Raw genomic sequence first — 25,272 nt, 5'->3', positions numbered from 1 at the left:
TTAATGATCTTTCTGGCTTAAAATATCTTGTGTTCTTTCAGAATAATAAAACTTCTCTAAATATACGCGAGCACGCTGACGCAAATAACCTGTTTCGATCACCTGTTGCAGTACAGGCGCAAGTAAATGGCTGAGTTCATTTTCAATCAGGGCTTCATCAATATTCAGATCACGTAATAAAAGATCAAAAGTCCGTTCCTGATTACGTGCATACCATGCATACACACCATCATGTACTTGTTGTTTTAGATAGGGCGTTTGACGAATATGATCCCAAATCTCATGTCCCATCTCGACGGTTTTTGGTAAGTCCTGTACTTCTACATAATTACGCAAGACCGATAAGGGCATGACTTTAATTTTATGCCAGAGATTGGCCTGAAAATGATAGAGCTTGTCATCATTAAAATGCTGATTCAGCACTCTCTCACTCATTTGACTGATTTTTAAAATATTCTTTTGTAAATAATGCGCAATGGTTTCGTTGAGATTGGAATCTGTTACTGTTTCTAAAACAGATTTGCCCATTTTCATAAAATGTCCGACACCTGGGACGCGTTTTGACATGACGGAATTATCCAGATAATCCTGAATCGAGTGCTGGATTAGCTGTGTAATCAGTGCAGAGAACGCGGGATTGTTCACCACGGTTTTAATTAAACGCTGGCGATGTCCACTTTTACTGGCAACATACTGGGCAATCGAATCTACGGTAAGAACAGGAATAACATCTTCAATCGTGGTTTGGTCATTAATCGGGTGAATCAGGGCAAAACGAATATGTTCTGCAATCTGCTCAACCAGAAATGCACTTGCGGGTGTCGCAAGAATCTGTTTTTCAATCAGGTTAAAAATTTGTTCAAAAGACCAGATCTGCTGTAACGGCTGTAAACGCAACCAATGATAGAACTGTTTAAATTCCGATTGAATGGTGTCTGGTTGTGCAAACTCATGCTCAAGAAAGTCGAGCTGTGCATCAATCAGTTGTTCTATCATTGGATGTTTAGACATATATTCTCAAATCGCTAAATTAAGTTTATTGCGCTGGAGCCGCAGCAGGTTTTTGTGCCTGAATCTTGCTGAGGAAAGGTAGATACTGTTGAACTACCAATTGATCTGCTTCCAGAATCGGCATATGACCGACATTGTCCAGAATGACAGGTGTCTGGGCATTTTTCAGTAATGCTTTTAATTCAGGGACCACTTCAACATTGACAATTTTATCTTGCTTACCCCATAAAATCAGGGTCGGTGCATCAATTGATCTTGCCAGCAAGGCAAATGAATCAGGTGTATAGAGCTTATTTAAGGCAATCACCTGATCGACCATTTTCTGGGTTTGCTCAACCTGACCAATCATCATTTTTTCTTGTGCCTGAGCAATTTCTTTTGGAATGAATGGCGGAGTAAACATGGCTTGTTGCATCAGGAAATTGAAATCACCTTTTTTGCTCACAATCATGTTTTTCACCTGATTTGGATCTTTTAAATAAGGCGTGGTCGCTGCTTTATAGACACCCGCCGCATCAATCAGGAACAGGCTCTTGGTTTCAAAAGGATATTGGCCTGCATAGAGCATCGCGATAGAACCACCCAGTGAATGACCAGCAACATGCGCTGGGCCTGTCAGATTGGCAGCTTCTACAAAACGGCGTAATTTCTCTGTGACATTCGGAACAGAATAGTCAAAATCTTTAGGTACTAATGTTTCACCACTGGCCGGTAAATCAGGAATGATGACGTGGTAGTTTGCCGTGAGGGCGCGTGCAACACGGTTCCAGTTGTCACGACTGCCTGCAAGACCATGAATTAAAATGACGATTGGCTTACCCGCTTGACCGCCTTCACTATACGACCAGGTGATGTCACCTACTTTTAAGGTCTTGGTTTGTAAGCCAGCCCATGCACGCTCTTGTTGCAACAGGTTTTGAAAATTCATTTCTATTTCGGCAGCTTGAGTTGTACTTACTGCTAGTGTACTTAAGCTACACACCAGCAAAGCAGCGCCAAAAGCCTGACGAAAAGGTTGGGTAAGTCGGGTATTTATCATCGTTGTTCAATCCTTGATCTATTTTTAAACCAATTGATTATTGAGGAAGAGACGACGCGAGTCATTTGCATAATCTACAGATGTATGGAAATTCTTGCCAATGAAATCAGCAATTTTCCGCTATTTTACGGTTCAAAAGATTAGCAAGTATGCTGATCGTTTCTATTTTTGTCAGTGACTTTCAAACGGGCGCACATTAAACTGTTGCCTTAGGTCAATCACACATGGATACACACATGCTCACCGCACAAGAAGCATTAGAACGTTTAAAAGCTGGTAATGCCCGTTTTGTAAAAGGAGAGGCAGTTCAACAAAGATTGTTATCTCACCAAGAACGTGCCGAGATGGCAAGTGATCAAAATCCTTTTGCAATTGTTTTAGGCTGTTCTGATTCACGTGTACCTGCTGAAATGGTTTTTGACCAAGGCTTGGGTGACTTGTTCGTGATTCGTGTGGCAGGCAATATTGTGGCGCCTTCACAGGTCGGCAGTGTTGAATTTGCAGCAGAGCGTTATGATTGTGCTGTTGTGGTGGTACTGGGTCATAGTCATTGTGGTGCGATTCAAGCCACGATTGATACCTTGATGAACCCTGATCAGCCGCCTTCATCGAATTTAATGTCGATCGTAAACCGTGTCCGTCCGTCGGTTGAAATCTTGATGCAAACCGAACTCAAAAATGATTTGAAAAAATTGTCTGCGCATGCGGTACGTTCAAATGTATTTGCTTCTGTGAATCAGCTCCGTCATGGCTCTGCTGTGCTGGAAAGCCTGATTGAAAAGGGCAAAATGATTGTCGTTGGTGCAGAATATTCGCTAGAAACAGGTGAAGTTTCTTTTTTTGATTTCTAAGAATCAGGGCGGGTTTTAACTCGCCTTAATTTCGCTGTTGGAAGCATAAATTTTAATTTTTTATTGAATTAGAAAAATAAGTGAAGCAAAAGGGCATAATCGATATGAAAATCATGCCTGTAACCGAGCCGTTATTAGCCGACTGGCTGCAATTAAGAATATTACTCTGGCCTGATCATGAAGACGCGCATTTACTGGAAATGCGGCAGCTACTTGAACAAAAACATACTTTGCAATTATTAAGCTATAACGATCAGCAGCAAGCAATTGCCATGCTGGAAGCGTCGATTCGATATGAATATGTAAATGGTACACAAACCTCACCTGTGGCTTTTCTGGAAGGCATTTATGTCTTGCCTGAATATCGACGTTCAGGTGTTGCTACCACTTTGGTACAGCAAGTAGAAGACTGGGCAAAGCAATTTTCCTGTACCGAATTTGCTTCAGATGCAGCAATTGATAATACGATCAGTCATGCCATGCATCGCGCGCTGGGTTTTCAGGAAACCGAACGTGTGGTTTATTTTAAGAAAAAGATCAGTTGAAATCGTCTATTGAGTGGAAGGCGCAGTTTATAACGCGCCTTTAATATAAGGATAAGCCAGATTCAGCATCATTGGCTGTGCTTTCGCATTTGGATGAATCTGATCGTTCTGGATCAAGTGTTTTTGTCCCGCGACACCTTCAAGAAAGAAAGGCAGTAATTTCACTTTATATTGCTGGCTGATCACCTTGTAATTATTTTCAAAAGCCTTGCTATAGGCTGTGCCGTAGTTAGGCGGTATTTTCATCCCAAACAGTAAAACATGGGCTTTCTGCTTCTGACTCAGCTGCACCAGTTGGGCAAGATTTTTTTGAATCATTTGTGGAGGCTGACCGCGTAAGCCATCATTGCCACCCAGTTCAATCACCACCACTTCTGGTCGATAGGTTTGCAATAATTTTGGCAGTCTTGCCAGCGCACCACTGGTGGTTTCTCCACTGACACTTGCATTGACCACCTTGTGCTGTTTCGGATACTGTTGGTCTAAACGTTGTTGTAATAAGTGAACCCAACCTTGTTTTGCATCTATGCCATAACCTGCGCTCAGGCTATCACCCAAAATTAAAATAGTCTTTGCTGAAACCAGTGTCGGGATCAAACAGACACTGATCATTGCAAGCGTTTTAGATACTGACAAGATAACTTTAGATATTTGCATTGCACTTCAAATTTGTCCTAAAGGATACGTGACATCATGCCACAACCGATTATTTCTGCCCAAAAAGTTACACAAAATATTCAAATTAATCAGCAAAGTTTAACGATTTTAAAAGATATCGATTTGGAAATTTATCAAGGTGAACAGATTGCCATTACAGGTCGGTCAGGTTCAGGAAAATCGACCTTGTTAGGTATTCTGGCAACACTTGATCGTCCCAGTGCTGGGGAGTTATGGGTGTGTGGACAGGCGGTGCATAGTTTGTGGGAAGAACAGCGCGCGCAGGTTCGTCTGGAAAATATAGGCTTTGTATTTCAGTCTTTTCAGCTATTGCCGCAGCTCAGTGCACTGGAAAATGTCATGTTGCCATTACGCTTACAACCTGACTTTAATTTCAAGCAAGCAGAACAAAAAGCATTGGCATGGTTAGAGCGAGTTGGGCTGGTACGTCAGGCCCAGCAAACACCGAAAGTGCTTTCTGGTGGGGAGCAGCAGCGTGTTGCGATTGCCAGAGCATTGATTGCAGAGCCAAAAATTATTTTTGCCGATGAACCCACGGGTAATCTGGATGGGCAAACGGCTGAAGAAATTGAACAGCTATTATTTGAGCTTAATAAAGAATTAGGAACAACTTTGGTTCTGGTGACGCATGATCAGAATCTGGCTGCTTTATGTCAACGTCATGTCAAACTGGCTGATGGTCAGATTCAGGAAATTGTAAAGCTTGAGGTGGGCTTATGAGTTCAGTTCTCAAGCCGCTGTTGCTGCAAAGTTTTCGTACGGGTGGGTTATATTTATTAATCATTGCACTTTCTTTAGCAATTAGTGCCACCACAGCACTCAAGTTCAGTAATACCCAAGTACAAAATGCCGTGACGTTACAGGCCGCTGAAATGTTGGCTGCGGATCTGGTGTTATACGATCAAGATCCAATTCAGACTGAATGGTTACAGCAAGCCAAAAAACTGGATTTGCAACAGGCCGCTGTGACTGTGTTTAGTTCGATGGCACATACCTCGGATCAGTTTGTGATGGTCAATGTGAAAGCCGTTGATGCGCATTTTCCATTACGGGGGGAACTGGAAATTCAGCCCAAGCCACAAGGCATTCAAACTGGACAGGTCTGGCTGAGTCCTCGTGCAGCTGATCTTCTACAGGCGAAAGTAGGGGATCAGGTTGCGATTGCGGATGGACAGTTTAAAGTGACGGGGATCATTGAACATGATTCTAATCAGGAGCTTGGCTTTTCAGGATTTTCGCCGACAGTGATTATCCATCAGGCAGATATTGCCAAAACCAATGCCGTTCAAGTGGGTAGCCGGATTGAATATCGGTTATTGATGGCAGGGCCGCCTGAACAGATCAAGGCATTTAAAAATATCTTCAGGCAGCAAACACAGCATGAACAGACGCTCGATCAACCCAATGATCAGCAGTTGGGTGAGGGCGAACAAGGTTCATTGAAGTTACGCGATGCCAGCCAATCCAATACGCGCTTAATGAAACCGATTGAAAATCTGGATACTTTTTTACAGCTTGCCAATTTGTTAACCATTTTGCTGTGTGGTATTGCGATAGCATTGACCAGTCAACGTTATGTGCAACAGAATCAGGACCATATTGCCCTGATGCGCTGTCTGGGGGCAAGTAAGAGACAGATTTTGCTGGCTTATCTGGCCTTGCTTGGAATTGTCAGTGCTTTATCGATTGTGCTGGGTAGTCTGATCGGTATTGCATTAGGTTATGGTTTATTGCAGTTGATGTTGCAGCTGATTCCACAATTACAATTAAGCTTTGCGCTGGCTGATTTGCTGTTTGCCTTGCCTGTCGCCATTTTTACCAGTGTGATGGTGCTGATTGGTTTTATCTTGCCAAGTATCTGGGAGCTATTAAATACACCGCCGATTCGTGTGATCCGTCAGCAGGAGCGTTCACGTAAGTCGTATTTCGCCATGTTTGCAGTCGGTATTGCCAGTCTGGTGATTTTTAGTTTGGTGCTCAGTGATAATTTACAGTTAAGCCTATGGGTCTTAGCCGCGATCTTGATTTTGTGTGCGACACTTTTTGCCGTGATCTGGTTGTTGTTAAAAGCGATTAAACAGCTCAAACATCCTGTATCAGCCTATGTACGGATTCCACATCAAACTGCTTTACAGATTACAGCCCTCGCTTTGGGCCTGAGCTTGATTACGGTATTGAGTGTATTAAGAACAGATTTATTGGAGCGTTGGCAGCAACAATTGCCAGAAGGGACACCGAATCAGTTTGTTTATGGCCTACCGCCGTTTGATATGCCTCAGTTGAAACAGCAGCTTGAGCAAAATAAATGGCAGTCCACTCCGCTTTATCCGAATATTCGGGGCCGACTGGTGGCCAAAAATGGTCAGCCTTTTGCAGCAGAACTGGTAAAACAAAATAATTCGTTGCGTCGTGAATTGAATCTGACTCAAGCCGCAGTGTATCCGAAAGATAATGTGATTACGCAGGGCAGTTCCCATTTTACCCAGATCGGGCAGGTGTCTGTGGAAGCAAAACTGGCCACTGAACTCGGGATCAAGATTGGGGATCAACTCAGTTTTAGCTTACCCGAAGGGCCAATGAATGCGACCGTCATCAATCTGCGTAGCGTGGAATGGGAAAGTTTTAGTCCTAATTTCTTCTTTATTTTTTCACCCAAAACTATGGATGAGAATGCGGGCAGTTATTTAGGAAGCTTCTATGTGCCGCCAGCGGATCAGCCGAAAATGGTGCAATTGATTCAGCAATTTTCCAACACGGTATTTATTGATGTCGGGCGTATTCTGGAAGAGGTGAAACGTCTGGTCAATGTACTGGTGCAGATTGTCACGGTTCTAGCCATGCTGGTCGGTTTATCGGGTGTACTGGTACTGATTGCCTGTTTAAATGTACTGATGGATGAACGCCGTAAAGAGGTGGCTCTATTACGCTCTTTTGGCGTTGCCAAGAATAAATTAAAACGTATGCTCAGTCTTGAGATTGGCTTTATCGGCTTGTTGGCGGGTGTCGTGGCCTGTCTGTTTGCAGAGGTGATCAGCGCGATTGCCAGTTACAAGATGCAAATGGCCATTCAGTGGCATGCTGAGATCTGGTTGATTTTGCCGTTAAGCATGATGCTGATTTGTACCTTGATCGGGCGCTATCGCTTGAGTTACTTATGCGATATTCCGCCCTTACAAAGTTTAAGAGAAATGAACCAGTCTTAAAAAGAGAGCTGGTTCTGACGCAGGATTTCATTCCAGAGAGGATTGAGTCCTGTGCTTAATTCTGTGCAATAAAAATAGAATGCGCTGAGCAGTAAGGCACCAATCATTAAGGCAATGACTTGAGCCAGTGTATTTCTTGGCGTTTTCTGGCTGAAATACCATGTCACGGCTAGCAATGCACCCATGATCATACCACCAATATGTGCGGCATTATTAATCCCTGAAACGGTAAAACCGAAGACAAGGTTAATCGCCATAATCATTAATAATGATTTTTTATCCAGCAAGAAGCGTTGCTGTGGCAAAGGTGGAAACAGGGAAATGACGGTGAGTGCTGCACCTAGCCCCATCACGGCACCTGAGGCGCCTGCACTGATATGCGGGAGTAATTTCGGATCAAAATGTTGTAAAAGTTCGTAGCCATCACGGATGCTCAGATAGCTGGACAAGACACTGCCCATGAGGCCAGCCAGAAAATACAAACCGATATAATAGCTTCGGCCAAATAATTGTTCTGCCACACTGCCAAAGATATACAGAGCCCACATATTTAACATTAAATGGATCAGGCCAAAGTGAAAAAACATACTGGTGAATAAGCGTTCTGCCTGCCCAGTAAAGGTGAGCGGTGTAAAATCTGCTCCCCAAGCGATTGCATCAACAGGGACAGGGTCGGTAATATTCACCCCTGAAAGAATTTGCCAGCCAAATAATCCGACATTGACTGCGATTAACAATGCAGTAAACCACCATGTTTGTATTTGCAATTTTTGATTGATTTGTGGTGGAGTCGTTTCAGTCATATGTTTACGCTAGTTATTGATATAAAAAATAGCTTAGCATGAATTCATTGCATGATGGAGTGATGCACTTTAATGAAAGCCTTTTTAGCACGCGCAGTAATGTTGATTATTGGCGTCATTCTACTGATCCAGCTCTGGATTTTTAGTAGTCTGGTCTGGTGGCGAACCCATCCAGTGAATACGACCATGTTTATGCGTTGGGATTACTTTACCGACTTTAAACCGATCAAGCAGGAATGGCGTGACTATGACAATATTAGTGATAACTTCAAACGCGCAATTTTAGCGGGTGAAGATGCCAAGTTTATTCATCATCATGGTTTTGACTGGGCGGGAATCCAGTTTGCTCTGGAGCGCAATAGCAAAAAAGGTGAACTGGTCGCGGGTGGTTCAACGGTTTCACAACAGTTGGCCAAAAATCTGTTTCTTTATAATAAACGTTCTTTCATTCGCAAGGGGCAGGAAGCTGTAGCAACCTGGATGATGGAGCGGATGTGGTCAAAACGACGCATTCTGGAAGTCTATATGAACTCGGTTGAGTTTGGTCAGAACATTTATGGTGTTGAAGCAGCAGCTCAATTTTATTATGGCAAAAGTTCTAAAAGTTTAACCCGAGAGCAGGCTGCATTTTTAGCCGCATTGTTGCCAAATCCAAAGTATTATCAAGACAACCACAATGACCGTAAGTTGCAATATCGCAAGCGGGTGATCTTAAAATATATGAATGGGATACAACTTCCGCAATAATTCGCCAAATTTTAAAAAAAAGCCCAATATTTTGGGCTTTTTTACCAAATTGACATAATTTTGCAGCATACTTAAATCATCACTTGATGAATGATAAAGCAACAAGGTTGGGTATGAATACTGCAGTGACGACAACAACGCCAATAGAATACAGTTACAACGATCGTTATATAAATCGTGAGCTTTCGATTCTCGATTTTCATCTACGCGTACTGGAACAGGCTGTCGATCCACTTCATCCATTATTAGAGCGGATGAACTTCCTTCTGATCTTTTCACGTAATCTGGACGAATTCTTTGAGATCCGTGTTGCGGGAATGATGGAACAACTGACGTTGGGCAATGAAAGCCGCACTCCAGATGGTTTGACGCCAAAGCAGGTTTTAGAACAAATTTCAAAAACAACACATGCGGCAATTGAACGTCAGTACCGTATTTTAAATGAAGAGATTTTGCCGAAATTACGTGAAGAAGATATTTGCTTCTTACGTCGTGGTGAATTAACACCTGCACAATCGGCATGGATCAAGAAATATTTCCATGAACAGGTGGCACCTGTGCTTACGCCAATCAGTCTGGATCCTGCGCATCCATTTCCACGACTGGTGAATAAAAGCCTGAACTTTATTGTGACGCTAGAAGGGAAAGATGCCTTTGGTCGTCAAATTGATTTGGCGGTTGTCCCTGCGCCACGTTCATTACCGCGTGTCGTGCGTTTGCCAGATGAGTTGACTGATGGGAAAGAACATCATGTCATGCTCTCAGCGATTATCCATGAACATATCTCTGATCTGTTCCCTGGCATGACCGCAACAGGCTGCTATCAATTCCGTGTCACCCGTAATGCCGATTTAGCGCTAAACGAAGATGTTGAAGATTTGGCAAAAGCTTTAAAAGGTGAGTTGAGTTCACGTCGTTTTGGTCGTGCAGTCCGTCTGGAAGTAACCCATAACTGTCCAAAACATATTTATGAATATCTGCTCAATGAGTTTGATTTAAATGAAGAACAACTCTATCGTGTAGATGGTCCTGTAAATCTGGCGCGTTTATTATCAAATTTCAAACGTCCGCATTTACGTTATGACTCACATACACCTGTGATTCCAAAAGCTTTTAAAAAGTCTGAAAGTATTTTTGCAGCAATGCAGAAACAGGACATTTTATTGCATCATCCATTTGAATCTTTCGCGCCTGTGATTCAGTTGTTGCGTGAAGCTGCACGTGATCCGCAAGTGCTGGCTATCAAACAAACACTTTATCGTAGTGGAGCTGACTCAGAAATCGTGCAAGTACTTGCCGAAGCTGCACGTAATGGTAAGGAAGTCACGGCAGTGATTGAGTTACGTGCCCGTTTTGATGAAGAATCCAATATTGAAGTAGCGAACGTATTGCAAGAAGCAGGCGCCGTGGTGGTATATGGCATCGTGGGTTATAAAACGCATGCCAAAATGATTCTGGTGGTACGCCGTGAAAATAATAAACTGGTGCGTTATGTGCATTTAGGTACGGGGAACTACCACGCCACCAACGCCCGTATTTATACCGATTATGGCCTCATGACTACCGATAAAGACCTGTGTGAAGATGTACATCGTATCTTTCAGGAATTGACGGGTATGGGCAAAATGGCGAAGCCGAAGAAGTTGCTTCATGCACCATTCACTTTGCATGCCCAGTTGATCAATTATATTGATGACGAAATTGCCAATGCCAAAGCAGGCAAACCTGCACAAATTATTATTAAAGTGAATGCCTTAACGGAAGTTCAACTGATTAATAAACTGTATGAAGCTTCGCAAGCGGGCGTGCAGGTTGACCTGATTATTCGTTCAATTTGCTGTTTACGTCCGGGCTTACCAAACTTGTCAGAAAATATTCGTGTGCGTTCGATTGTTGGACGTTTCCTTGAACATACACGGGTTTATTATTTCAGCAATAATGGTAACCCACGTATATACGGTTCAAGTGCTGACTGGATGGATCGTAATCTGTTTAACCGTGTTGAAGCGTGTTTCCCAATTGAAGATCCAGCCTTGAAAAAGCGTATTTACCAACTGGGTTTATTGAATTACCTCAAAGACAATCAGCAAGCCTGGTTGCTACAAGGAGATGGCGTATGGGAACGTGCGCGACCGATGGAAGGTGAAGCACCGCATAATGCCCAACACACTTTACTTGAGGCGATCAAATAAATTGATTTACTAAAAAGCCGACCGATTATGGTCGGCTTTTTTACGCGCAAAATTTAATTGGTTTTTATTTCCAGTACTAGTTGATTGACTAAATCGGCTGCTTCCAGCTCTCTAATTTGACTGACATTGCTGCCTGCCCAGAAAGCACCATAACTAAAGTCATTTTGAGCACTGGCGATACCCATCAACTGCTTCGCCAGATCATAGGTATATGGATAGGCAGGCACTTGAGGGCGATTTGGAGCGTCGATCTGTGTATGCCACGTGCCAATTAAACCACGTGCGGGTCGGCCTGAAAGACTGGCACTAATCTGAGTGATTGTTTGATTAAATAATGCCTTGCGGTAGGCGGCATTGGCACTGGAACTTTTACATTGTACAAACGCTGTCCCTAATTGTACTGCTGCAGCGCCGTGTTTCAGCATGTCTTTGGCATGTTCACCATTCATGATGCCGCCTGCTGCAATTACGGGGAGGGTACAGTGTTTTGTAATGAGTTGCACCAGATCGATGGTTTTAATCGCAGCATCAACATGCTGATTGAAAATCCCGCGATGCCCACCAGCCTCAATGCCTTGCGCGATAATAATATCAATACCTGCTGCTTCAATTGCTTGGGCTTCAAGTAAATTGGTTGCGGACACCATGGTCATGATGCCAGCTTGTTTTAAAGCCTGAATCTGATGCGGGTGTGGGATACCAAAATGAAAACTGACTGCTTTGGGACGTGTTTCAAGCACCACATTGAGAAAGTCATCATTGTCTAAAAAGCTGGGATAAATACAGTTGAGCTGGGTTGGGACTTCTGCAGCAAATTTCTCAAATTGGGGACGAAGGTACTCAATCCATTGTTGGGCAGTTTCAGGATTGAGCTGTTCTGATTGATGACAAAAGAAGTTCACCTGAAAGGGGTGATCAGTCAGTTCTTGTGTCTTTAAGATTTGTGCTTTGGCTGCTTCAGGCGTATTGGCACCGAGGCCTAAAGAACCGAATGCACCTTGATTCGATACTTGAGCAGCAAGTTCAGGTGTAGAAACCCCAGCCATCGGCGCAAGTAAAATCGGATGTTTTATTTCTAATAATTCTAAAATTGACATGGTGGATGACTCACTGCATTTTTAATCACCTTAACGTAAAAACAAAAAGGCTTGCAAATAATAATCGCTATTTAATTATTGAATATAGACGCTATTTTCAGAATGACAGCATATTGGCCTAAATCGGGGTGACATTAAATAAGGAACCCACCCAGCTGGAAAATACCATTGCCAAGATGCCCCATAAGGTAATGCGCAGGCTGCCTTTAAGCATGGAGGTATGCGCAAAGTAACTCGATAATGCACCCAATAAAGCCAGTGAAATAATTCCTGTAATTAACACAGCCCGTGCGATCCATGTATCTGGACTAAGCAAGATTGCCAACATAGGTAAGGCTGCACCACAAGAGAAAGAGGCGGCAGAAGACAGCGCGGCCTGAACAGGATTGGCGGCAGTATTTTCATGAATGCCGATCTCATCTCGTGCATGTGCACCAAGTGCATCATGTGCAGTGAGTTGTTTGGCAACTTCATGAGCAAGTTCAGGATTTAAGCCACGTGAGATATAGATTTGGGTCAGTTCTGTTAATTCGGCATGCGGATTTTTTTCCAGTTCACGTGCTTCAAATCTCAGGTCCGATTTTTCAATATCTTCTTGAGACTTGACTGAGATATATTCACCTGCTGCCATAGACGTTGCGCCCGAGATTAGGCCAGCGATACAGGTAATCAATAAGGTGTGAGAACTTGCACCACTGGCTGCCATCCCCATAAGCAGGCTGGTAACAGAAATAATGCCATCATTGGCACCTAACACAGCCGCACGGAGCCAGCCTGAACGTTGTATCACATGTGGTTCTGCATGTTGTGAAAAAGACATAATTTTGCTCTTTTAAATCAATTTAATTTGTTCGCGTCTAGTTCTATAACAGTTCAATTGCTTGTAAAATTCTATTGTTGATTCATAAACTTAATCTATTATAAATTAACTTATTTTAACGATAGCATAACGATGATTTAGTTATAATATGTGAACAATTTAACATTTTAAATGCTAATTAAGCCTTCTTGCGATAGACCATATTGTGAATATTTTTAGTTGAGATTTGCGATGAACAATTCCAAAAATAAGCTGCTGAGTCATACACTATTACTTTTAGGTCTAATCGTACCTGTACAACAGGCGGTGAGTGCTGAGCCTGACTTTGTGAAAGAAGGGGATGCGGCATATAAACCCGGTAATCCGATTTATGATCGTTGGGATAAATTTTATAAAATTGAACAAAGCCAGCCAGAAGAAGCTGAAAAAATCCTGATTGAATTGGGGCAACTCACACCACAAGATATTAAAGTCTGGAAGAGCCTGACCTATTTACAAATTCGTTTGAACAAGCAAAATGAAGCGATCCAGAGTGTGCGTAAAGCAGAACAGCTTGCACCGCAGGATGAACAATTGAAATTGCAGGAAGCGTATTTACTCAACCAGCAAAAAAGAAATAAAGAAGCGTTGGTGATCTTTAAAGATTTATCAGCTTCATCTGATCCGGAAATGGCGAGCAAGGCACAACAAGCGGTTCAGAATCTCAGTGCTTCAGCCGTACCATCAACGTTTAAAGATATTTATTTTGCACCTTCTTATGAGTCGCGTTATGACGATTTCATTTTCCCATTGAAAATGCGATATGGTAAAAATCTGGATAATGGTCGGGCGCAGGTATATGGCTTTGTGAACCTGAACCGTGATACCAAATCGAAAGGTGGGGTACGTCCTGAGATTATCGACGAAAATGCAGTAACCGTCGGTGTTGGTGCAAATTATCAGCCTTGGCTATCGATTCCTGTTCGTGCCTATTTAGAAGTGGGTGGCAGCTATGATCTTATTGATCGTAATCGAGATAAGTTCCGTGAAAGTGTGGTCGGTGGTGTAACGGGATATCAGGAATGGTATGCCAATCCTGCGGTGGAACAACGTACCATCTGGAATGATTATTTCACTGATTTATACGGTAATGTCGCAAGCTATTCACGAGAAGACTATAACGTTATTGCGGATTTACGATTGCGCTCTGGTTTTAATGTCTATCGTGGTGAAGCGGGTACCGTACAAGCTTATGGCAAGCTACATACTTTGGCCGATTCAGAAGGTGAAAATTACAATAACTTATTTGAATATGGTGCGGGTGTTGCATGGCAGCCTTTTAACTATGTTCCAGTAAAGCTACGTGTTGAGCGTTTATATGGACGTTATTTCAAAGATGCTTTAGCTGATGGAACAGATACCTATAACAACACGCGCACTGAACTGGTATTCTATAAAAGCTTCTAATCGCGCTTATAAATATAGTCAGGTAGTTGAGCCGTATTTCAGTTTATACCATAAAGCCACGGCATAAACGGTAATACGGTTCATATAATGTGGGCCATCAAAAATATAAACTTTCTGTCCTTCATAGGCTTTAAGCTGCTCAATCACTTCCCATGGATAAGCTGAGCGGAACTGGCCTGCTTTTACTGGACGGAAAGCTTCTAAAACAATCACGACCTTATCTTTACCGAACTCTTTTTGAAGATCTTCCAGAATAATTTTTGCCTGCTGGGGAGAGCGGGTTCCTACACCGACGCCATCTTGAAAAAATACATGGGTATTGTGCGGTAACCAGCTTTTCAGCCAAGAATCCAGATGTTCAGGAGACTGCTCTGCACTATAAATACTGACCCAGACGGGTTGAGGTAAGGTCGTTAAAGCTTGTGCCAATACACCTACACCTAACCATGTCGGATCTGCTTCAACAGGAAAGTAATAACCTTTTAATGGAATTGATTTGGTTTTCTCAATGATCTGTTTCGAGTTTTCTGCCAGTTGCAGAACTTTTGAACGGGCAAGCTTTTCATCATATTCACCCGCCAGCCCCAAAATAATATGTTGAGACCACGGTTGCTGATTGAGCTGTTTTAAGTTGAGGGTTTTATCCCATTTTTCAAAACCCATGTCATGATCGAACCAAGCTTTGGATTGTACAGTGGACCACTGTGGGACAAAGGTTGAAACACCAAGTAAATTCCAGTTACCTGAAGGCGGGGTGGTGGCTAAATCGGGTTGCCAAAAAATTCCTTCAATCTGGGGAGGTTGCACGTCTGCCTGAAAGAAGTGCATGCAACCCCCTAAACTGAATAAGGCTGATAATGTAATAATTTTTAAAAGTATAAATTTAATCTGCCTTATTTTTAGCATTCGGTCGTTTACGCCAGTACCAGAGCAAAATTGCAAGAATCATGATAGCAGAGATTATAACAACCAAGATAAAGAATGATGACTGCTGGACTAAAGGTGCTTTCTGATTACCCACAATAATTTTTTGTAAAATAAACACTTGCCCATTTTCTGCCACCAAAATTTTGCTGGCATTATTTGGAATATTTGTCTGGATTTTATCCCAAAGCTTGGTGAAGTTCTGCGCGCCCGCAATCGAGTCTGTGATGACATTGAAACGTTGGTCATGGAAACTTACCAGAAAACCCCGTGCAGTTGCTGGAGCATAAAGAATATCTTTATGCATCAATACCTGTTGACGATATATATTTGGGTTGACTTGCACATTTAAAAGTTCAGGTTTAGCTGGATCAAACTTGACCAGATTCAAAGGAATCGGATCATTGGTCATCAGCATTTTTTTAGCCACCTGACTCATGGTCATGGCAATTTCCAGACTGCCCGGATTTTCATCAATCGCAATGGTTGGGTGTGTGGCAAAACTCATGGAAAGTGAAGCAACCCCATTTTTGAGCTTGTGCGGCAGTTTCACGGTCGATTTTTGCGTATCAATCCAGAGTGAACCTTTGGCAGTTGGCAGACATTGTGAGTTTACAATGACCGAGTTTTCCAGCTTGAGGCTAAAGTTGGTGTTATTGGAAATGGTTTTAGCGAAATAGTTAAATTGTCGGTTCACTGGATCAGAATCTAGCTCTGCCGTTTTTAAGCTACCCGCCAAGCCACCATCAATCCATGTAGTAATGTTTGAGCCTTCGAGTAATCCACTTTGGACACGTAAGGCAATTTGTCCTTGTAGAATATCGGTCGGTTGCCAGACCGCAGGGAAGTTTAAGAATAGATTCTTTTCAGCCTGATTTAAACGGAAATCACTGATACCTAAGTCAGCAAGGGTTTTGATTTGCTTGATCTGTGCCCAAGCAGGCGCAGCCAGTTTATTGGGCAGATAGGTGGATGAGGTATCGAGCTGTTGTAAATAATTTGGATTTAATAAACCGTTAATAGCGGAAACCAGCTTTTCCGGATTGTCATATTGAATACGTAAAGTCGGAACCTCATTCTCAGCACTGATTTGAACTAAAGTACCGTTGGGTAAAGGCGTTGCAGATTTTGCAATTTCAATAAAAAAGTTGGCTGGCTGATTCTCTGGTGCATTTTGTTCATACCACTGGATCGGGGTGACTGAGCCCCATGCACTGATTAAACGCCCCAGCATAGAGGCTTCATTGATATTGGCTCGATTGTATTTTAAGACCCCGACGAATGGTGTAGGGCGTACCACTTGTGGGTTAAACAAGGCATCAGGTAAATCTTTTAAACGATAAATTGGCCGATGACGCATGTAATCAATTTTTGAATTACTAAGATAAGTCACCTGATCCACATCTTCACTACAGAAGGTGGTGCGATCAGCCGCAGGTGATGTGGTTGGCGAGTATTGTTGCAAGATGAAATCTAAGCGGTGAAAACCACTCGTGGTCGCTGGTATATTAAAGTTCAGCGTTCCATCACCATTCAAAGTGGTGTTATAAATCAGTTTGTCATCAAATTTCACCAGTAAAGTGGTGAAATGTTCAGTCGAATATTCACTGCTAAACTGAATGTTTTGCCATTCTGAGCCTTTGCCTACATAAAAGAAATGCGGTTCAATTGTGTATTTGTTGGAGGTATTGATATTATCAAATGTCCAGGTATTCAGTGTGTCAGCAGAGCCCAACACGGGCAAGGAAAGCGCTGCACTTGCGACCAGTATTTTAAAAATCTGATGATGTAATGGATTCTTTTTCATTTATTTTTTCTCCTTGCTGCGCTCAGTTTTGTACCACTGCAATGAATTTCCCTGTATCTTATTTTTCAGCATGTCGTAGGCAGCTTTAAACACGATAAATAGAAAGACCTGTGAATAGGTGACATAAGATAAAACCGAGAAGAAATATAGTTGAGGTTTGGCTCTTTCTAGGGATAAGGTAAACCACATTTGTGCGACGTATAGACAGAACGATAAGCCCCAAAGTAAGGTAAATGGGCCAGGAACAGTGATCCCGGCAATACCCAGTAAACCAAGGGTTAAAGTAATGTGACTCCAGATCAGTGCGGGCACAAACAGGACATAACACATAATATTGTTAAAAATTTCGATCCCGATCGGGAACGGTTTTCTTAACGCAATCGGTAAATATTTACTGGTGACGTAGAAATTTCCTTGTGTCCAACGGGAACGTTGCTTAACAAAGACACTTAAGGATGGTGGATCTTGTTGCCAGCCGACGGCATAAGGCACCCATTTAATGCGGCGTTGACCTAGAAAAATTCGGAAACTCATCTCGGTATCATCGACCAGAGATTTTTCGTCAAAACCACCCAGTGTTTCCAGCGCATCACGCCAGATCACATAATTGGTTCCCATCAGGGTAGAAAGCTCGAAACGCTGCCAGCGTCCACCTTGGAAAATCCATTGAAAGAAAATAAATTCAATCGCAATGAAACGGGTCAGAATACTGTCACGCCAGTTACGCGTGCGTACTTTACCGTTGACGGCAACCAGTTTTTTATCTGCCAGTAATGTTTGCGCCAATAAACGCACACAGTCGGGTTCGGGCGTACTGTCTGCATCATAGACCACAATTAATTCACCTTTGGCATGTGGTAAACCATTATTCAGTGTGCGCGATTTTCCTTTTCCGCCCATTCCTTTGGGTACATTGACGATTTTTATACAAGGGTAAATCTCTGCCATGCGTTCCGCAATTTCTAAAGTATTGTCTTTGGAACCGTCATTAATCAGTAAAACTTCATAAGCATGGGCTGGATAATCCTGTTGCGCAATGGCATGTAAGGTATCTTCAATGACCACACCTTCGTTATAGGCTGGAATTAAGACACTTAATACAGGCCAGTGTTCTGGAACTGGCATATTTTCCAGTTCTTTGGCTGCATTTTTCGAATATTTCCAAGCTTGATAACTGAGCCATGCCCAAAAGGCTTGAGGGATCCAGATGCCCAGAAAACCGAACAGGAAAAGAATATCAATTGCGGGCATTTATTCTTCTCCTGCGAATGATGGAAATGATCAAAATCAGGAGCAATCCGCCGCCAAGTAATAATGAGATCCAGGAAATAGAGCTACCAAAGGTACTGAGCAAACTTGGATACTGTGCTGAGTAGACATAGTCTAGTGGAATCACGACTGTACTCAATGCAATCAGTAAATAACCAAAAATATTGGTTTCTACACCGTCTGCTGTACTAGTGTATTGAATATTATTGATGTCCCATGAAATGCCCAGATGTGGATATTCAATATTATTGACAGGCATATCTGCTGGAGGGTTAATCACCACCTGATAACCCGATGCTTGTGATGGATCTTTAATGGCCTGATAAAAATAATGTTGATGATGTTGAATTTTACGCGCAGGGATACGTAGCTCGTTCGGGCTATCGGACTGGATGATATAGCTGCCCGCAGGTTGTGAAATCAGATTTTCATCCCAGCCAGTTTCAATCAGGGCGGCGAGGGGTCTTAATCCCAATGCTGTTGAAAAGGTGGCTTTGGCAGCAAAATATTTCGAATGTTGCATTTGGTAAAAGGCAACAGGAATTGCACCTTCATCCACCGCTTTTTTGATTTTATAATATTTGATGGCGCTAAAATATTCATTGGGCAGGATAACGCCAGGTTTTATTCCCTTATCAATGAGGCGTTTAAAACTTTCAGATTCAAGCTGATCTGAGGTGAACACGGGCCACCATGTTGAAGGTTGCGGGAATAGTGCTGCTATATTTCTGGGTAATTCGGTCTGAGAGGCGACCTGATTTTGCGCAGGCTGGATCGAACAGTGATAATACTGCTGATAGAATTCTCGTATGGTGGTATCTGGAAAATTTGCAGTGCTCACCAGCAAACCACAAATATTAAGCAATACTGACATTAAGGCACCTCTTGATCTTGAGGGCTCAAATATTCAGTATGTTGTTCAATTTTGAGCTTTAATACAGTGAGTTCCTGAAGCTGCTGAATAAATACAGGATAGATCTGATTTTCTTCAATCACAGGTTCATGAATGACGATACTCTTAATCTGGCTCAGCTCTTCATTAATAAAATGGTAAATGACGCTATCTCTTTCGGTCGAGAGAATCGCCATAATTTTATTCTGAGTTTCTTTCCAGATATCTTCACCAAGCATTTCCCGAATCAGTACGGTATTGTCGATCTGGGTGGTAATAATCTTGTAATGATCTTTTTGCGTGAGTTTAAGCAGCTTCTTTAACTCGCCCTGAAAGTGTTTTAACGCAGTTAGCGGCAAAATATCATGTTGATAATTACGATCATAACTTTGAATTGCGCGAAAGGTTTTCAGTGCATTCTGGATATTGTGACGAATGGCGCTTAAAAAAATCGGAGTGATGGGCAGTACAAACAATAACAACAGCTGACGCTCGACATAAGTTTGATTGGCTAAGTCGAGCAGGAAGTAAACTGCAACCCCAATGAAGGTGATTAACCCAAGTATGATGGCCAGACCGACATTTAAAAATGCGCCCGCGATTAAAAGGATGAGAAGGAAAACCCAACTGCCACGATAACTTGCTGGTAACCACTCATACGCGACGATGCCCATAAAAACATGGGCTGAGATAATCCATAAGACGAGTGCTGAAGCCGGATTTTTCTGCATAATTTTTTAGTTTTAATAAATGTCTTTTGTGATGAAGGTAACATTATTTTACGGTTTTGACGATAAACTTTCTGTTATGGATTGTGTAAAATAATCTTATAAACAGTAACATACAGTATAGTCTGTCTAACTGTTTATTGAAAAGCTTTGTATTTTAAATAAATTTTATTTTATGTAACTAAGATAAATGGGCTTTAAACGCTTCAATTGCACGGGTACGACTGAGCTTTAAATCGACCATTGGATGCGGATAATCTAGTGTTAAAGAATGGTTTTTTGCATAAGGTTCATGAATTACTTTTTTATCAATTTGGGCCAGCTCAGGCATCCATTTTCGAATATATTCCCCCTCAGGATCAAACTTTTGTGATTGGCTAATCGGATTAAATATCCGGAAATAAGGTACGGAATCTGTGCCTGTCGAGGCACACCATTGCCATCCGCCATTGTTGGCTGCAAGATCGCCATCAATCAGATGCTGCATAAACCATTGCTCACCTTTACGCCAGTCAATCAGCAGGTTTTTGCTCAGGAACATGGCGCAGATCATTCTTACTCGATTATGCATCCAGCCTGTTGCCAACATTTGTCGCATGCCTGCATCAATGATCGGAATGCCTGTCTGACCCTGCTGCCATTTTTCTAAAGCGACTGGGTCATCACGCCAAGGAATATTCTGAGTCGATTGCTTAAAGGGTAAATGCCGTGAGACACGGGGAAAATCAAACAGAATATGTTGGTAAAATTCCCGCCACAACAATTCATCTAACCAGCTTTGTTGTCCATCGGATTGAATTTCAAAATGGCCCTGCTGTTGTCTGAATAGCGCTTGAAGACATTGGCGAATCGAAATGATCCCGATATTTAAGTAGGCTGAAAGCTGACTGGTGCCAGAGCGTGCAGGGAAGTCCCGTCCAGTGGTGTATTCATTGAGCTGTTCCTCAACAAACTGGTCAAGTTGCTTCAAGGCATAGGCTTCGCCGATCTGCCATTCAAGATCCTGTGTATGTTTGATCTGTTGTTTATATTTAAGTTGCAGTGTCTCGAGATCGGTTTGTGAGCTCGACTTTAAATCCGTTATCACTTGTTGGGGAGCAGGTGTTGGATAACATTGCGGTAGTGCAGGTTGTAAACGCTGATAACAGGTCTTTTTAAACGCGCCAAAAACCTGATAGGGCAAATTGGACTGGTTACGGATCGAGCCGACAGGAAATAAGGTGCGATCATGAAAAAGCACCAGTTCCTTTCCTTGCTGATTTAAAAGTTTTTGTACAGCTTGATCGCGTTTTAATTCATTTACCCCCAGTTCAATATTGGCATATACATCTTGAATCGGCAGTTGCTGCATTAAGGTTGCGAAATACTCTGGTACATCTTTCCAGACCGGAATCGTGTGTATCAGCAAGGGAATATTCAGACTTGCAAGTTCGTCTTTTAAGCTTTGCAATTGTCTGAGATAGAATTCAGTTTTAATCGGCGCATCATCGTGTAATTGCCACTGCTCAGGAGATAAAATGACTACGGCAATCGTGGGGCCAGCCTGAGTCGCATGCCAGAGCGCAGCATGATCCTGAATTCTCAAATCTTGGCGAAACCAAATCAGTTGATAAGCAGTCGACATAATTCTGTTTATTTTAAAGAAATTGACATGACCATAAGCGATTTTTTTATTTTATAAAAGTAGCGGCAATAAAAAAGCAAAGCCGAAGCTTTGCTTTTTCCATCTAATTCAAAAATGAATTAGTGGTGGTGACCACCTGCACCGTGAACGTGACCGTGATCTAATTCTTCTTGAGAAGCATCACGGATTTCAACGATTTCTACTTCGAAAGTAAGGTCTTGACCAGCAAGCGGGAAGTTCGCATCAACGATGATGTTGTCGCCTTCAATCGCTTTAACAGTTACGATTTGTACGCCGTCATCAGTTTGAGCTTGGAATTGCATACCAGGCTGGATGTTGTCCACACCTTGGAACATTTGAGCTGGAACTTCTTGAACAAGTTCAGGGTTGTATTCGCCATAACCTTCAGCAGCTGGAACGTTTACAGTGAATTTTTCGCCAACAGTTTTACCTGTAAGTGCATTTTCTAAACCAGGAATGATGTTGCCCGCGCCGTGCAAATATGCAAGTGGTTCACCTTGAGATTGATCAAGTGTTTCACCCTCAGCGTTTGTTAAAGTGTAGTGGAATGAAACCACGTGGTTATTTGCAATAGCAGTCATGTTTTGAATCCATGTCATCAATAGTTTTAGCTGTATATCATAAAGTGAAAAACAGTTTTTGTTGACTATTTTCCACTTTTTGAAACGATTTAGTTAAATATTGAGACGAAATATCAAATTTCAACTCAATAAAGTTTAATTTTTGGACGGACACGACGCGTCAGGAAATCTTTCATGGTGAGCATGCCTGCTTGGGTGTAACCATGAATATTGGCCTGATGCATTCGATAAAGTGAAACATACATGGTTTTGGCAATGAAGCCTTGTACGCTAACATCGCCTAACAATTCTCCTACGGCCTGATTACGACTCAGTGAAACCAGTGAACCTTTGTCATTAAATGTGAACATCGGTTGTGGAGAACCTGATAAACGTGCTGCCATCGCATCGACAAGGAAGGTGGCTTGCTGACTCGCCACTTGTGCACGAGGACCTAACGGTGGCTGGCGTGCATCTAACTGACAATTTGCACAATCACCAAAAGCAAAAACATTCGGATCAGAATAGGTTTGCAGGGTCGCGTACACCATCAGGCGATTGATTTTATCCCGTTTAAAATCAGTGAATGACTCTAAAACTTTCGGCGCTTTAACACCTGCCGCCCACACCGTAATATCTGAGTGAATGACATTTCCATTACTGAAATAGACATTGGTTTCATCGACTTTCTGGACTTTATGCTGAGTCAGAATCTCAATCCCCATTTTCTTAAGCTGCTTGGCGCTATGCGCTGCTGTTTTTTCATTTAGGGCAGGTAAGATGCGGTCAGAGGCTTCAATGAGAGTGATTTTGACTTGCTTCGGATTAATTTTCTTTAATCCATAGCGATAGAAGTTCTTGGTGGTTTCTATCAACTCTGCTGCCAGTTCAACACCTGTTGCACCAGCCCCGACGATGCCAATATTCAAAGCTCGCTCATTTGACTGATTTTGTGCCTCGATATAGAGGTGAAATAAATCCTGCTGGAAAATATCAGCTTGTTGACGGCTATCCAGAAAATGACAGTGTTCACGCACGCCTTCTGTACCAAAGTCATTTGAAACAGAACCCACGGCCAGTACTAGAGTGTCGTAGCTGAGTGTTTGAGTTTGTGGGGTGTGTTCTTTAGAAAGCTGCGGGGGAGAAAGGTTAATTTGTTTTTGATCTTTATTCACATCAACAAGTGTGCCGAGCACGAACTCAAAATGATGTTTTTCTGCATGGGCAAAATAATTGGTTTGTTCTTCGTGAGGATTCAGCGAGCCAGCTGCGATTTCGTGGAGGAGAGGTTTCCATATGTGTGTGAGATTTTGATCGACTAGGGTTATTCGGGCTTTCTCTCGTCTGCCAAAACGTTCACCTAGCTGTGTCGCAAGTTCCAAACCACCTGCGCCACCGCCCACAATCACGATATGATGTAAGGTTTTGCTCATGATTAACCTAATTATTTTTGTGAAAGGATGGCTGGATTATGCCATCCTTTTTTCAATAATGTATGTTTAATCTTGATAAAAATAGTGGGTTTTTTATCCTTGATTTAAAGGATAAAGTTTGGCAGTTTTGCTATCGCTGGTCGAAAAGAATGAAAACAGATTTGAGAACCAGATCACAATTTTCTGGAAAATATTGGCTTCTTCAATCTGTACATCATTTTCAATCTGTAAGCTGCGAATCAACTGGTTATTTTGATAAATCGAAACTGTTGCCAGATTCATTGCCTGAGTCAAAGGCGCAGTCAAATGCTGTTCATTCAGTTCAATATTGATGCGAGTATTGGTGGTTTGAAGCGGCTCAACAGTCGTAACTTGCTGGTTCGCATCAATCAGATGAATACGTTGGGTGAGTAGATCAAAGCTATTCAAATCAATCGGAGCAGACTGACCATATAACGATGTAGTCACGATTGTCGGTTGCTGAGTTTCGACTTTAAACATTTTCAAGGTTGATTTAATCACAGGCAATTCTGCAATCAGTCTCTGCTTTGGAATCACTTCTTCATCACGGGTATAGGTGTAGGCCAGATTCATCAGTTTATGTGCAACTTCTGCACGTTTTACTGCACTTGGTGTTCCCAATACCACCACAATCAGACGACGTTTTTCGACATGTGGATTGAATGTTGGACGTTCAGCTGTCAGGGCAAGGTTATAGCCCGCCGCCTTGGTATAACCTGTTTTCAGACCGTCGGATGTCGGATCCATTTTCAAGGCAAGGTTAGTGGCATGGTGAAAACGCTGGTTGTAGCTAAAGCTTGGCATTTTTGAATAATACAAATATTCAGGCGTTTCTTTCACAATGGCTTTGGCTAATAGGCTCAAGTCTGCGGCAGTTGAGTAATGATCGGTCATGGTGATTCCAGCTGGATTGCTGAAATGCGTATCCTTCATTCCCAATGCCTGTGCTTCCTGATTCATCCGCGCGACGAATTGTGGCACGCTGCCAGAAATTTTTTCAGCAAGCGTCACAGCAGCATCATTGGCAGACATCACGATCAGACCTGCTAAAAGCTGATCAACAGAAATCTGTTCACCTGCTTTTAAATACATTTGTGATTCATCCCACATCACAGTGCTGACCACAGGCGTTGCAGTCAGGACTTCTTCTTTACGTAATTTACCTGCTTCAATATCTTTTAAAGCGATATAAGCCACCATCATTTTAGTGAGTGAAGCTGGGGCGCGCTGAACATGGCTGTTATGTTCAGCAATGATTTGTCCAGACTGGGCATCGATGATTGACCATGCTTCAGCTTCAACTGTTTCAGGGGCAATGTTAAGTAAGTTTGCATGTGCGAGATTTGCACAAACGAGACTAAACAACGTAAAGAGAGAGAGGAGAAATTTCACGTGCATACCTTGTATTGCCGATCCAGTGGCCTTAAATGTGAGAGGAGAATGCTATGACTTTTTTGTTGAAGAATCCAGCAACTTTTGCTGACAATTACGACATCTGCGCATGACTTTGTAAAAAAATGCTAAGCTGTGTGAAACCGTTCCTATTTTCATGATTAGAAAT

At 42.4% G+C, this 25,272-nt stretch carries 22 protein-coding genes; 7 read left to right on the top strand and 15 right to left on the bottom strand.

Features of this window, described 5'->3' with window-relative positions; all coding sequences use genetic code 11:
* Both A9Z07_RS09060 and A9Z07_RS09055 read right to left on the bottom strand, forming a co-directional pair.
* Entirely contained in the window at window positions 1-1,011 is a 1,011-nt protein-coding gene (locus A9Z07_RS09060) for a hypothetical protein (protein ID WP_069578058.1), read from the bottom strand.
* Between the two features lie 25 nt (window positions 1,012-1,036).
* Window positions 1,037-2,050, bottom strand: a complete 1,014-nt coding sequence (locus tag A9Z07_RS09055; RefSeq protein ID WP_069578053.1) for an alpha/beta fold hydrolase — start codon at window positions 2,048-2,050, stop codon at window positions 1,037-1,039.
* Window positions 2,051-2,286: 236 nt separating this feature from the next.
* Between A9Z07_RS09055 and A9Z07_RS09050 the strand changes: the two genes are divergently transcribed.
* Both A9Z07_RS09050 and aac(6')-I read left to right on the top strand, forming a co-directional pair.
* Window positions 2,287-2,901: a carbonic anhydrase gene (locus tag A9Z07_RS09050; protein WP_032810306.1), complete on the top strand. Its 615-nt coding sequence runs from the start codon at window positions 2,287-2,289 to the stop codon at window positions 2,899-2,901.
* Window positions 2,902-3,005: 104 nt separating this feature from the next.
* A complete protein-coding gene (aac(6')-I, locus tag A9Z07_RS09045; protein ID WP_069578049.1) occupies window positions 3,006-3,446 on the top strand; it encodes an AAC(6')-Ighjkrstuvwx family aminoglycoside N-acetyltransferase in 441 nt (146 codons plus the stop codon).
* Between the two features lie 27 nt (window positions 3,447-3,473).
* Here the strand turns inward: aac(6')-I and A9Z07_RS09040 are convergent, their stop codons facing one another.
* Window positions 3,474-4,097: an arylesterase gene (locus tag A9Z07_RS09040; protein ID WP_171066973.1), complete on the bottom strand. Its 624-nt coding sequence runs from the start codon at window positions 4,095-4,097 to the stop codon at window positions 3,474-3,476.
* Between the two features lie 42 nt (window positions 4,098-4,139).
* Here A9Z07_RS09040 and A9Z07_RS09035 point away from each other — a divergent pair, with 42 nt between their 5' ends.
* Together A9Z07_RS09035 and A9Z07_RS09030 are read left to right on the top strand one after the other, a co-directional pair.
* Window positions 4,140-4,844 (top strand): ABC transporter ATP-binding protein, encoded by a 705-nt coding sequence (locus A9Z07_RS09035; RefSeq protein WP_069578044.1) that lies wholly within the window; start codon window positions 4,140-4,142, stop codon window positions 4,842-4,844.
* The gene (locus A9Z07_RS09030; protein WP_005259039.1) at window positions 4,841-7,327 is read left to right on the top strand and encodes an ABC transporter permease; all 2,487 of its coding nucleotides are present in this window, start codon (window positions 4,841-4,843) and stop codon (window positions 7,325-7,327) included. The genes A9Z07_RS09035 and A9Z07_RS09030 overlap by 4 nt, the downstream gene beginning before the upstream one ends.
* Here A9Z07_RS09030 and A9Z07_RS09025 read toward each other — a convergent pair.
* Window positions 7,324-8,130: a rhomboid family intramembrane serine protease gene (locus A9Z07_RS09025; RefSeq protein ID WP_069578040.1), complete on the bottom strand. Its 807-nt coding sequence runs from the start codon at window positions 8,128-8,130 to the stop codon at window positions 7,324-7,326. The two genes, A9Z07_RS09030 and A9Z07_RS09025, sit on opposite strands and share 4 nt — an antisense overlap.
* 72 nt (window positions 8,131-8,202) lie before the next feature.
* Between A9Z07_RS09025 and mtgA the strand changes: the two genes are divergently transcribed.
* Window positions 8,203-8,877 carry a monofunctional biosynthetic peptidoglycan transglycosylase gene (gene mtgA, locus A9Z07_RS09020; RefSeq protein WP_069578036.1) on the top strand — a complete coding sequence of 225 codons (675 nt, stop codon included), beginning with the start codon at window positions 8,203-8,205 and terminating at the stop codon, window positions 8,875-8,877.
* 113 nt (window positions 8,878-8,990) lie between these two features.
* Complete coding sequence (gene ppk1, locus A9Z07_RS09015; protein WP_062846519.1) at window positions 8,991-11,069, top strand: polyphosphate kinase 1; 2,079 nt, start codon at window positions 8,991-8,993, stop codon at window positions 11,067-11,069.
* Between the two features lie 53 nt (window positions 11,070-11,122).
* Here ppk1 and A9Z07_RS09010 read toward each other — a convergent pair whose 3' ends face one another.
* Complete coding sequence (locus tag A9Z07_RS09010) at window positions 11,123-12,166, bottom strand: NAD(P)H-dependent flavin oxidoreductase (protein WP_069578032.1); 1,044 nt, start codon at window positions 12,164-12,166, stop codon at window positions 11,123-11,125.
* A gap of 118 nt (window positions 12,167-12,284) precedes the next feature.
* Window positions 12,285-12,986, bottom strand: a complete 702-nt coding sequence (locus A9Z07_RS09005) for a VIT family protein (protein WP_069578029.1) — start codon at window positions 12,984-12,986, stop codon at window positions 12,285-12,287.
* 231 nt (window positions 12,987-13,217) lie between these two features.
* Here A9Z07_RS09005 and A9Z07_RS09000 point away from each other — a divergent pair, with 231 nt between their 5' ends.
* Complete coding sequence (locus A9Z07_RS09000; protein ID WP_004770309.1) at window positions 13,218-14,432, top strand: tetratricopeptide repeat protein; 1,215 nt, start codon at window positions 13,218-13,220, stop codon at window positions 14,430-14,432.
* A gap of 18 nt (window positions 14,433-14,450) precedes the next feature.
* On the opposite strand, the gene A9Z07_RS08995 is transcribed toward A9Z07_RS09000, so the two are convergent.
* The 9 genes from A9Z07_RS08995 to A9Z07_RS08955 form a co-directional block, all read right to left on the bottom strand.
* On the bottom strand, window positions 14,451-15,338 hold the full coding sequence (locus A9Z07_RS08995) for a hypothetical protein (protein ID WP_171258962.1): 888 nt from the start codon (window positions 15,336-15,338) through the stop codon (window positions 14,451-14,453).
* Window positions 15,316-17,163, bottom strand: coding sequence for a hypothetical protein (locus A9Z07_RS08990; RefSeq protein ID WP_069578022.1), 1,848 nt, complete (start codon window positions 17,161-17,163; stop codon window positions 15,316-15,318). The genes A9Z07_RS08995 and A9Z07_RS08990 overlap by 23 nt, the downstream gene beginning before the upstream one ends.
* A complete protein-coding gene (locus A9Z07_RS08985) occupies window positions 17,164-18,414 on the bottom strand; it encodes a glycosyltransferase family 2 protein (protein WP_004770306.1) in 1,251 nt (416 codons plus the stop codon). It lies immediately after the preceding gene.
* Entirely contained in the window at window positions 18,401-19,306 is a 906-nt protein-coding gene (locus A9Z07_RS08980) for a hypothetical protein (protein ID WP_069578020.1), read from the bottom strand. Before A9Z07_RS08980 ends, A9Z07_RS08985 begins: the two co-directional genes overlap by 14 nt.
* Window positions 19,306-20,055, bottom strand: a complete 750-nt coding sequence (locus A9Z07_RS08975; RefSeq protein ID WP_069578018.1) for a hypothetical protein — start codon at window positions 20,053-20,055, stop codon at window positions 19,306-19,308. Before A9Z07_RS08975 ends, A9Z07_RS08980 begins: the two co-directional genes overlap by 1 nt.
* 178 nt (window positions 20,056-20,233) lie before the next feature.
* Window positions 20,234-21,676: a deoxyribodipyrimidine photo-lyase gene (gene phrB / locus A9Z07_RS08970; protein ID WP_069578015.1), complete on the bottom strand. Its 1,443-nt coding sequence runs from the start codon at window positions 21,674-21,676 to the stop codon at window positions 20,234-20,236.
* Window positions 21,677-21,795: 119 nt separating this feature from the next.
* Window positions 21,796-22,278: an FKBP-type peptidyl-prolyl cis-trans isomerase gene (locus tag A9Z07_RS08965; RefSeq protein WP_004770302.1), complete on the bottom strand. Its 483-nt coding sequence runs from the start codon at window positions 22,276-22,278 to the stop codon at window positions 21,796-21,798.
* Between the two features lie 125 nt (window positions 22,279-22,403).
* Window positions 22,404-23,690 (bottom strand): NAD(P)/FAD-dependent oxidoreductase, encoded by a 1,287-nt coding sequence (locus A9Z07_RS08960; protein ID WP_005259002.1) that lies wholly within the window; start codon window positions 23,688-23,690, stop codon window positions 22,404-22,406.
* A 93-nt stretch (window positions 23,691-23,783) separates the two neighbouring features.
* On the bottom strand, window positions 23,784-25,103 hold the full coding sequence (locus A9Z07_RS08955; RefSeq protein WP_069578077.1) for a D-alanyl-D-alanine carboxypeptidase PBP6B: 1,320 nt from the start codon (window positions 25,101-25,103) through the stop codon (window positions 23,784-23,786).
* Window positions 25,104-25,272 lie beyond the last annotated feature (169 nt).

This window comes from Acinetobacter sp. YK3, from assembly GCF_001729365.1.
Classification (GTDB): Bacteria; Pseudomonadota; Gammaproteobacteria; order Pseudomonadales; family Moraxellaceae; genus Acinetobacter; species Acinetobacter vivianii.
The sequence above is the reverse complement of the archived record's forward strand: the minus strand, read 5'-3'. Positions and strand labels throughout refer to the sequence as shown.